Consider the following 7,792-nt stretch of genomic DNA (forward strand, 5'->3'; position numbering starts at 1 on the left):
CGTGAACGGCCTTGCCGTACGGGTCAGGGCTGCCCCCGGGATAGCGACGGCACAAGATCGTCAGTCCACATGCCCGCTGCACTCCGGACACGCGGTCTCGGTCATCTTGGTGGGGGCTCCGCCCCGCACGTTCCCGCCAAGGCTGATGACCCGTCCAGTACCCAGGCAACGAGGGCAGCCAGGCAGACGGTCCCCGCCGAGCCGCTCCCATGCCGGGCGTGCCGCCATCGGGCGGACGTCTTCGTCCTCGGCAGAACAGGCACGACACGGTGAGCGGCCCGTACTGCTGCTCACCGGAGCCGCCGCAGTCCTGCTCACCGGTCCCCTTGTCCGCCTGGACGTGGACGTGGTCGTGCGATCTCATCGGGCGGCGGAGGCAGATCCCCTTCAGCTTTCGCCGGAACGTCCGTCGTCCCGGGGCGAGCATCACGAGCGAATTCCTCGGTCCACGACGAGCGGCCAGTGGGGGAGTTGCGTGAGTGGATCACACTCCGATGGGGATTGCGTGAGCGCCGACATGCAGCACTGTGCACGGCGAAGCCCTGGCTTAGGCAGGGGCCGAGCGGGGTGCTAGGTTCGCGCCATGCCACGTATGGACAGAGCGTCACGGGTGATCGCTGCGCCACCCGCCGGCGTCTGGGCCGCACTCGTCGATCGCGAGGCGCTCATGGCCTGGCTCCCTCCGGCCGGGATGACTGGCAGGTTCGAGCGATTCGATGCCCGGCCGGGCGGGTCGTACCGGTTGGTGCTGACCTATTCCGACGTGTCTGGTGCGCCTGGCAAGGCGACCGTGGATTCCGACATCGTCGAGGCTCGCTTCGTCGACATTGTCCCCGGCGTGCAGGTCGTGCAGGCGGTGGACTTCGTCTCCGATGATCCTGCCTACGCCGGCACGATGACCATGACTTGGAAGGTCACCGCTGTCGAAGCGGGGACGCGCGTCGACATCGTTGCAGAGGACGTCCCGGACGGCATCTCCGCGGAGGACCACGCCGCGGGGCTCGCCTCTTCCCTGGCGAACCTCGCCGCCTACGTGGAGCAGTAGCCCCAGCCCCCGCCAACAGTTCCCGGCTCAGCCGCATCGAGGCCCAGTTCACCGCTCTGCGCTACTTCGCTTTCGACGGCACGACCCCACCAGCCACAAGGAACAGGGCAGCATGATCCGCCGCTACACCATCTGGCGAAACCACCACGCCGACGACCGGCGCCTACGCGCCGTCGTCGACAGGGCGAACATTGCCTGACGTGGCACTAGCGATGGGCCCCCGGGTGCTGGCCCGGGGGCCCATCTGTGTCCGGTCGCCGTTACCTGCCGGGTCCCACCAAATCCGGAGTGGCTCTGTGCCGGACGGCTCACGCCGAGAGTGGTCGGCCGCCCGGGGGATCCGTGGGAGCGGCGATGATCAGGGGCGCGGCACTGGGAAGGTTGGCCGTGAGCCAGTCGTCGGCGTACGCAGTGATCAATCGCGTGGTGCTTTCGAGGAGGCCATGCCGAAGCATGGCGTTCCTGTACGTCTCATGAAGGTGGTGTCAGCGGTCTCGATATTGAGCCGTGGGCCGGTCACGGAATTGAGCCAGTGGGCGGAGGCCTGGCTCCCTAGTGATGAGTTGATCGACTGTCAGGCTTTGGCGGCGTTGATGTCGATGCGCCGCGTTCGGATGTCTGCTTGATTGTTTCGTGACTCGGGGTTTGGTGCAGCGCCTCGGGCCGTACGTACGACATTTGCCGCTGCAGGCGCACGCCAGATTCCGTGGCATCACAATCGAGCCACGGCCGTTGTCGACAGCCCGTGAGCGCGACATGGCGGCAGAGCGCGACACATCCGCGGGCCTGACCTTGTAGACCGCGGCGGTAGACGGTGTGTTTCCTGGATGCAAGCAGGTTCCCGCCCGGCGCTCGTCCTTGTGTGGTGGTGTGCGTGCGCGCCGGTGCGGGCGACCGGACCATGAAGCTGGACCTGTGGGTGAAGCGATGACGGTCGGGGCGGGACGCCAATCGCCTGCGGGGCCCGCGCCCGTGGTCTCCGATGATGGTTGCCGCGAGCCCCAGTCCTGGATGCGGATCCTGGCCGAGGCGCGGGAGCTGGTTGAGCCGGCGAGACCAGGCGCCGGCGGGCGCTGCTGGCCGCGCCGCGTGGCTTCTTCGCGGGTGTGGTGCGGGGCCGTGCAGACCGTGCAGCGGGCCCTGGGACTGTACGGGACGCCTGTCTACGTGTTCCACGAGATCGTCCACAACCAGCATGTGGTCACGTCCCTGGAGTACCAGGGAGCGGTCTTCGTCGAGCAGGTGGCGGACGTGCCGGTGGGCGGCACGCTGGTCTTCTCCGCACACGGCATCGCCCCCACCGTGCGGGCCCAGGTCACGATCGACGCCACCTGCCCGCTCGTCACCAAGGTCCACAACGAAGCCGTCCGATACGCCGCCGGCTACGACGTCACTGCATCTAGCGCTGCCGCCGCTTGTTCGACGGCGCCGGACCCAGTGACGACGACAAATCAACGTGCTCGAACAGGAGGCTACACGTGAACAGCACCCAGTTACCGGGGACTACAAGGCCAGGCGCCAGTGACGCCATTGACCCGGCACGAGTGCTCGCGGAAGGGCGGAATGCAGTGATGCCCCGGCTGCGCGAGTGCGTGGGGTGGCTGTCGGAGCCGATCCGTACCATGGCCACTTACCATTTTGGTTGGACCGATCCGAAGGGTGAGCCTGCCACCCTGACAGGTTCCAGTCTGCGCCTGGGCACTATGGTGTTGCTGAGCGCAACCCTGGATGATGGGTCATGGCACCGCGCGCAAGATGCCGCCGTGGCATGGACGTTGATGGGCAATCAGACGCTCGTCCATGACGACATCCTCGACAGGGACCAGATGCGCCGCGGCAGCCCCGCGCTCTGGGCGACGTTCGGAACCCCCGCCGCAGTGCAAGTAGGTGACGCGCTGCTCGCTCTGGCCTTCGAAGTCCTGACAGCACAGCCAGGGAAGCACACCAGCGAGAGCGTTCGGGTGCTCGCGGCAACGGCTCGGGAAGTCTGCGCTGGGCAGGTACTCGATGTTGAGCTCGAAGGGCGGGCCAACCCCACATTCGACGAGGCTCTGAGTGTGGTCGAATCCAAGACCTGCAGCCTGCTCCGGTGCATCTGCCGCCTTGGCGCACTGCACACCAACGCTTCTCGAGAGCAGGTGGACGCCATCACGGAGTTCGGCGGACACGTGGGCGTAGTTTGGCAGCTCCGGGACGATGTCGCAGACATCTGGGGGGATCCAGGTGACCAGGCCGAGCCGCCCAGGTCAGACATCAACTCCCGGAAGAAGACGCTGGCAGTGCTCTCGGCTCTGCGATCCAACCACCCACGCCGAGAGGAGCTCCAAGCCTTCTACAGCAGCACCGAACGTCCTGGCGATGACGACCTTCGGCATGTAGCTGCTCTCATTCAGCAGTGTGGCGGCAGAGCCTGGTGTGAGGACGAGATCGAGCGTCAGATGACGGCAGCCCGCGGCTGTCTCCGGCGTGCCTCGCCTCACGCCAACACCAGGCGCGTCATCGCGGACTACACGAGCTTCATCACCCGCCGCTCACTCGCCCCTTCTCCAGCGCTGCATACCGAGGCTGGCGGTTGACGCCCCCTGAACAAGACCACCGCCGCTACCGAAGGACGTACATGTGTGCAACCCCTATGGCATGGGAGACGCCCTGCGCCGACTCCAAGCGGTGGTTCCGAGTCCGACTCCCACGGCGGAACTCGCTGCCCTGGCCCGCCTGATCACCCGCTGCGAACACTGATCCGCACCGCCCTACCGGTCGTCAGTACAGGATCCACGAGCGCGCCTCGCCCGATCCTGCGACGGCCGGGCCGACTCTGCAGGATGAGGTCACACCATGGTGGAGACGTATCCCCGAGAACTGCCGGTCTACTGCCCTTGGCCGGACCAACTCTGCACGCTCAGCGACTGGAAGGATCTCGACGCCAAAGCAGTCGACTGGTACGGCAGCCGGGGACTTCCCGAGCCCCGCGAGCTGTACACGAACACCCTCAGCGGGTACGGCATCTGCCGCGTCTATCCGCGCGCGGTGAACAAGACCGTACTCCAACTGATGACTCAGCACGCGGTGTGGGTGGGCTTCTTCGACGACCACATCACCGCACGCGACACGCCGCCCCAGCACGTGCGTGCCTGCCTCGCTGGCGCCGACCGTGTCTTCGACACTCCGAGCGCTCCGCTCCTCGACTTCTGTCCCTACCTCAGTGCCGAGCGCTATCTGGCCGAGCACCTTCAGGCCGCGGTACCCGAGAGCACCTGGGTCCACGTCGCCAGCGGTTGGCGGGCATGGCTCACCTGCATCGTGCCCGGCCGTGCCATCGGCACCCTCGACGACTACCTGTCCTGGCGGTTCCTGGATGTCTGCGGCCCCTACTTTGCCGCAGGCACACTGGTCACGGGTGACTACACACTGACGAGCCAAGAGTGGTTCGACCCTCGCGCGGTAGCGGTCCGCCAGGCCATGGGTTTGCTCGCCGGCATCGACAACGACCTGGCAGCGCCCAATCCCGAGCCCAACAGCCCGAACATTCTGGACATCATGGCTGAGCACCACGGTGTCACACGGATCGAGGCCGTTGAACGAGCTGTCGCCCTGCGTGATCTGCTCGCCTGCCGCCTCGAGCATCTGGTGACTCAACTCACCGCAAGGGACGGCGAACGGCTGGCGCGCCACGCCTCGGACGTCGCGCAGATGGTGCGCGGTCACCTGGACTGGTACGAGTTCACGCACCGCTATCGCGAACGCCCCGGCACCATTCGGCCCATCACTCTCACACCAACCACCGCGCACCCCGACCACGACTGCCTCGCCCCTCCCCCGGCGCCGTCCGCCGCGTGGTGGTGGGACCTGGGGGCGGGAGTGAGCACGGCCACCTGCGTTCCCGCAGACCAAGGAGACAACACATGCGATCTCACCCGTCCGCCTGCCCGAAAACATCAGGAGGTCCCGCTGTGACTGTCGGTGGCCCTACGACACGATCTGCTACCACCGATCTTGTTCGTCTGCTCCCGCAGGCACAGAATTTGGTTCTTCCCAGGATCCGGCAGTCTCTGGAAGGGCTTGAGGAGCCTGTACGCGGCATGGCGCTCTATCACTTCGGTTGGCGCGATGAACAAGGACGTCCTTCCGCCTTCGCCGGCCGGGCCAGGTCTCTGCTGTGCCCGTTGCTGTCGGCAACCGTTGACGGCGGCTCCTGGGAGCGAGCCCGTGACGCCGCTGCCGCCTGGTACGTGATGTCCGGTTCATTCTTGATCCATGACGATGTCGTCGACGCTGACCGGGTCCGCCGAGGGCGCCTCGCCCTGTGGGCCCAGTACGGTGCGCCGGAAGCTATCCTCACGGGCGACGCGCTGCTCAGCGCGGCATTCGAGATTCTTGCCGAGCACTCCACACACGCCACCGTGGACGCGGTGCGCATGCTGGCCGGGACCGCGTGCGAAGTCGCCTGCGGCCAGATCCTTGACGTCGCCGCTGAGCGCCGCGTCGAGATCTCCTCGGCCACCGCGCTGAACACCACCGTGGCCAAGACCTGCAGCTATCTGCGATGCGGCGCCTATCTCGGCGCCCTGTATGCGCAGACGAATCCCGATCAGGTTGGCGCCATGGCCGACTTCGGACATCACCTCGGGATGATCGTGCAACTCAGTGACGACTTGGCCGATATTTGGGGTGACCCAGATGAGGCGGGCATCCCAGCAAGGACGGACATCGTGGCGCGGAAGAAGACCCTTCCCGTGGTGGCGGCTCTGTCCTCACAACGGCCCGAGCGTTCCGAACTTGCTCAGTACTACGAGACCACCCACACACCAGACCAAGACGAGCTGCAGCACCTTGCAGATCTGCTCGACCGGTGCGGCGGCCGTGCTTGGTGCCAACAGCGGATGCAAGACGAAGTGACCGCGGCCCACGACTGCCTGGACCGGGCCGCTGCACATCCTCAAGCTCGGCAGAACCTTGCCGACTACGCCCTTCTCCTCACCCACTCGTCACTCGCCAGCAGCGCCCCGGCAAACCAGTCATAGACGACCTGCGCGAAGGCCAACACACCGTGCTCCTCGGACCCCTACTCCCGAAGCTGCCCCCCAGCCCCAAATAGAACTTAGATGGTCGCAATCCAGGAGGCCGGATCGCTGTTGCGTGGCGGCGGCGTCCAGGGCATGTACGGCAACGGCTTCACCGGACGCAGGTTCGGGTCTACCGGTGGGCCTTCGAACCGGCCGTCTGGACCGACATCCTGCACACCCACACGGCTTCACCGACGTGCACGCCCGGATCGAACCCGCACCTGAGCCCGATCACGTCGGCACCCTGCTCGTCCAAGCGTCTGACCGCAGTCGTGAAACCGGGCGCCACCGTCTGGGCCGCGTTCCGGGTCTGTCTGGCGGCCCGGGTGGTGCTGGTGGAAGTCTGGGTGGTGTCGTCGTGCTGGCCTGCGCGGCTGCGGCGTTGCTTGGCGCGGTAGCTGGGGCCGTTCATGACGATGTGGTGGCCGGTGTTGACCACGCGGTCCAGGATCGCTTCGGCCAGCGGCAGTGCGCTTTCGGGGAACTGGCCGTACCACTCCTTGGGCGCCCGTCCCGAGACGATGATCAACGCCTTGCCGGGACGGTTGGTGATCACCTCATATAGGTCGAGGGTCTGGGTCTCGGTGAACCGGCCGGCGGCGAAGTTGTCCAAGATCAGCAGGGACGGTTTGAGTAGCGCGTTGAGTCTCCTTTCCCAGGTGCCGCGTTCGTGGCCGCCGGCCAGGTGCCGCAGCATGGTGTGGGTTCGGCCGAACCGCACGTCGTGCCCCAGGCGGATCGCCAGCCGTCCCAGCCCGCTTGCGACCCGGGTCTTGCCGGTCCCGACCGAGCCGTTGAGCAGTACCGGCTCTCCGGCCGCGTGCCAGCGCATCTCGGTCAGGCCCCGGATCCGTCCGGCGACCTTGGTCCGTTCGGGTGAGTAGTCGTACTCGAAGTCCTCCAGGGTGCCGGCTTCCTCGAACTTCGCGGCGCGCTCCAAGCGGGTGATCCGCGTGGTGACGCGATGCTCGCGTTCGTCGCCCGCCAAGGCCCGGACCAGATCCCGGTAGCCCAGTTCGCCGTCATCGGCCTGGGCGAGACGGGGCTGATGGAGATCTCCCGCAGAGACCGACTGGCCTGCCAGTGCGTCAAGATCTCCGCGACGTCTACCGTCCCGAACGTTCTCCTCGCCACCGTTCCCCTAACGGCCTGAACGACAGCAAGCAGGATCTTGGTTCGGACGTGACTCAGGCAAGTCGACACGCCACGCAGAGTGACCGGGGGCAATAGCGTGACGGCGCTCCACAAGGGTGGGTCAGTTCGGTGACAGGCAGGCCCTCAGCCTGGGGCAATAGCTGTGACCGTCGACAGGTGGGCGGCCTTCGCCCGTTCGTCGGCAAGTTCAACGCTGATGCCCGCGAGCGCGCGGGCGAGGCGACCCGTGGTGGTGTCGGGATGGCTCCTTGATGGTTCGCGTTCCGAGGGCATGGCATCTCTTCCTGTGGTTGTGACGACGACGAGTGAGCAGGAGGCGCGCCGGCCCGTCCGTCCCGCTACGGCGTTGCCTGGACGGAGTGTCGTGCTAGGTGGGGGAGGGCGTTCTGAGGATTGCCCAGGTGCATTTGCCGCCGTGCTCGGGGCGGTAGCCGTGTTCGGCGGAGAGGGCGGCGACGATGCCCAGGCCCCAGCCGCCGGGGTCGGGGGCGCTTGCTGGGACGGGCTGGCGGGGCATCGAGAGGTCGGG

General features: G+C 66.7%; 6 protein-coding genes and 1 pseudogene. 6 read left to right on the forward strand and 1 reads right to left on the reverse strand.

Features of this window, described 5'->3' with window-relative positions:
- Nucleotides 1-583: 583 nt before the first annotated feature.
- The 5 genes and pseudogenes from E1298_RS40885 (at nucleotide 584) to E1298_RS40910 (ending at nucleotide 6,066) form a co-directional block, all read left to right on the forward strand.
- Entirely contained in the window at nucleotides 584-1,045 is a 462-nt protein-coding gene (locus E1298_RS40885) for an SRPBCC family protein (RefSeq protein ID WP_131902760.1), read from the forward strand.
- 1,073 nt (nucleotides 1,046-2,118) lie between these two features.
- Nucleotides 2,119-2,425: pseudogene (locus E1298_RS40895) on the forward strand (4-hydroxy-3-methylbut-2-enyl diphosphate reductase); the annotation flags it as partial.
- A gap of 98 nt (nucleotides 2,426-2,523) precedes the next feature.
- On the forward strand, nucleotides 2,524-3,621 hold the full coding sequence (locus E1298_RS40900; RefSeq protein ID WP_131902761.1) for a polyprenyl synthetase family protein: 1,098 nt from the start codon (nucleotides 2,524-2,526) through the stop codon (nucleotides 3,619-3,621).
- A 259-nt stretch (nucleotides 3,622-3,880) separates the two neighbouring features.
- The gene (locus tag E1298_RS40905; RefSeq protein WP_131902762.1) at nucleotides 3,881-4,999 is read left to right on the forward strand and encodes a terpene synthase family protein; all 1,119 of its coding nucleotides are present in this window, start codon (nucleotides 3,881-3,883) and stop codon (nucleotides 4,997-4,999) included.
- A 125-nt stretch (nucleotides 5,000-5,124) separates the two neighbouring features.
- Nucleotides 5,125-6,066: a polyprenyl synthetase family protein gene (locus E1298_RS40910; protein WP_165975908.1), complete on the forward strand. Its 942-nt coding sequence runs from the start codon at nucleotides 5,125-5,127 to the stop codon at nucleotides 6,064-6,066.
- Nucleotides 6,067-6,238: 172 nt separating this feature from the next.
- Here the strand turns inward: E1298_RS40910 and E1298_RS40915 are convergent, their stop codons facing one another.
- Nucleotides 6,239-7,096, reverse strand: a complete 858-nt coding sequence (locus E1298_RS40915) for an ATP-binding protein (protein ID WP_131902764.1) — start codon at nucleotides 7,094-7,096, stop codon at nucleotides 6,239-6,241.
- Between E1298_RS40915 and E1298_RS40920 the strand changes: the two genes are divergently transcribed.
- Nucleotides 7,073-7,261, forward strand: a complete 189-nt coding sequence (locus E1298_RS40920) for a hypothetical protein (protein WP_131902765.1) — start codon at nucleotides 7,073-7,075, stop codon at nucleotides 7,259-7,261. The genes E1298_RS40915 and E1298_RS40920 overlap by 24 nt on opposite strands.
- Nucleotides 7,262-7,792 lie beyond the last annotated feature (531 nt).

The sequence above is a fragment of the Actinomadura rubrisoli genome (assembly GCF_004349215.1).
Classification (GTDB): domain Bacteria; phylum Actinomycetota; class Actinomycetes; order Streptosporangiales; family Streptosporangiaceae; genus Spirillospora; species Spirillospora rubrisoli.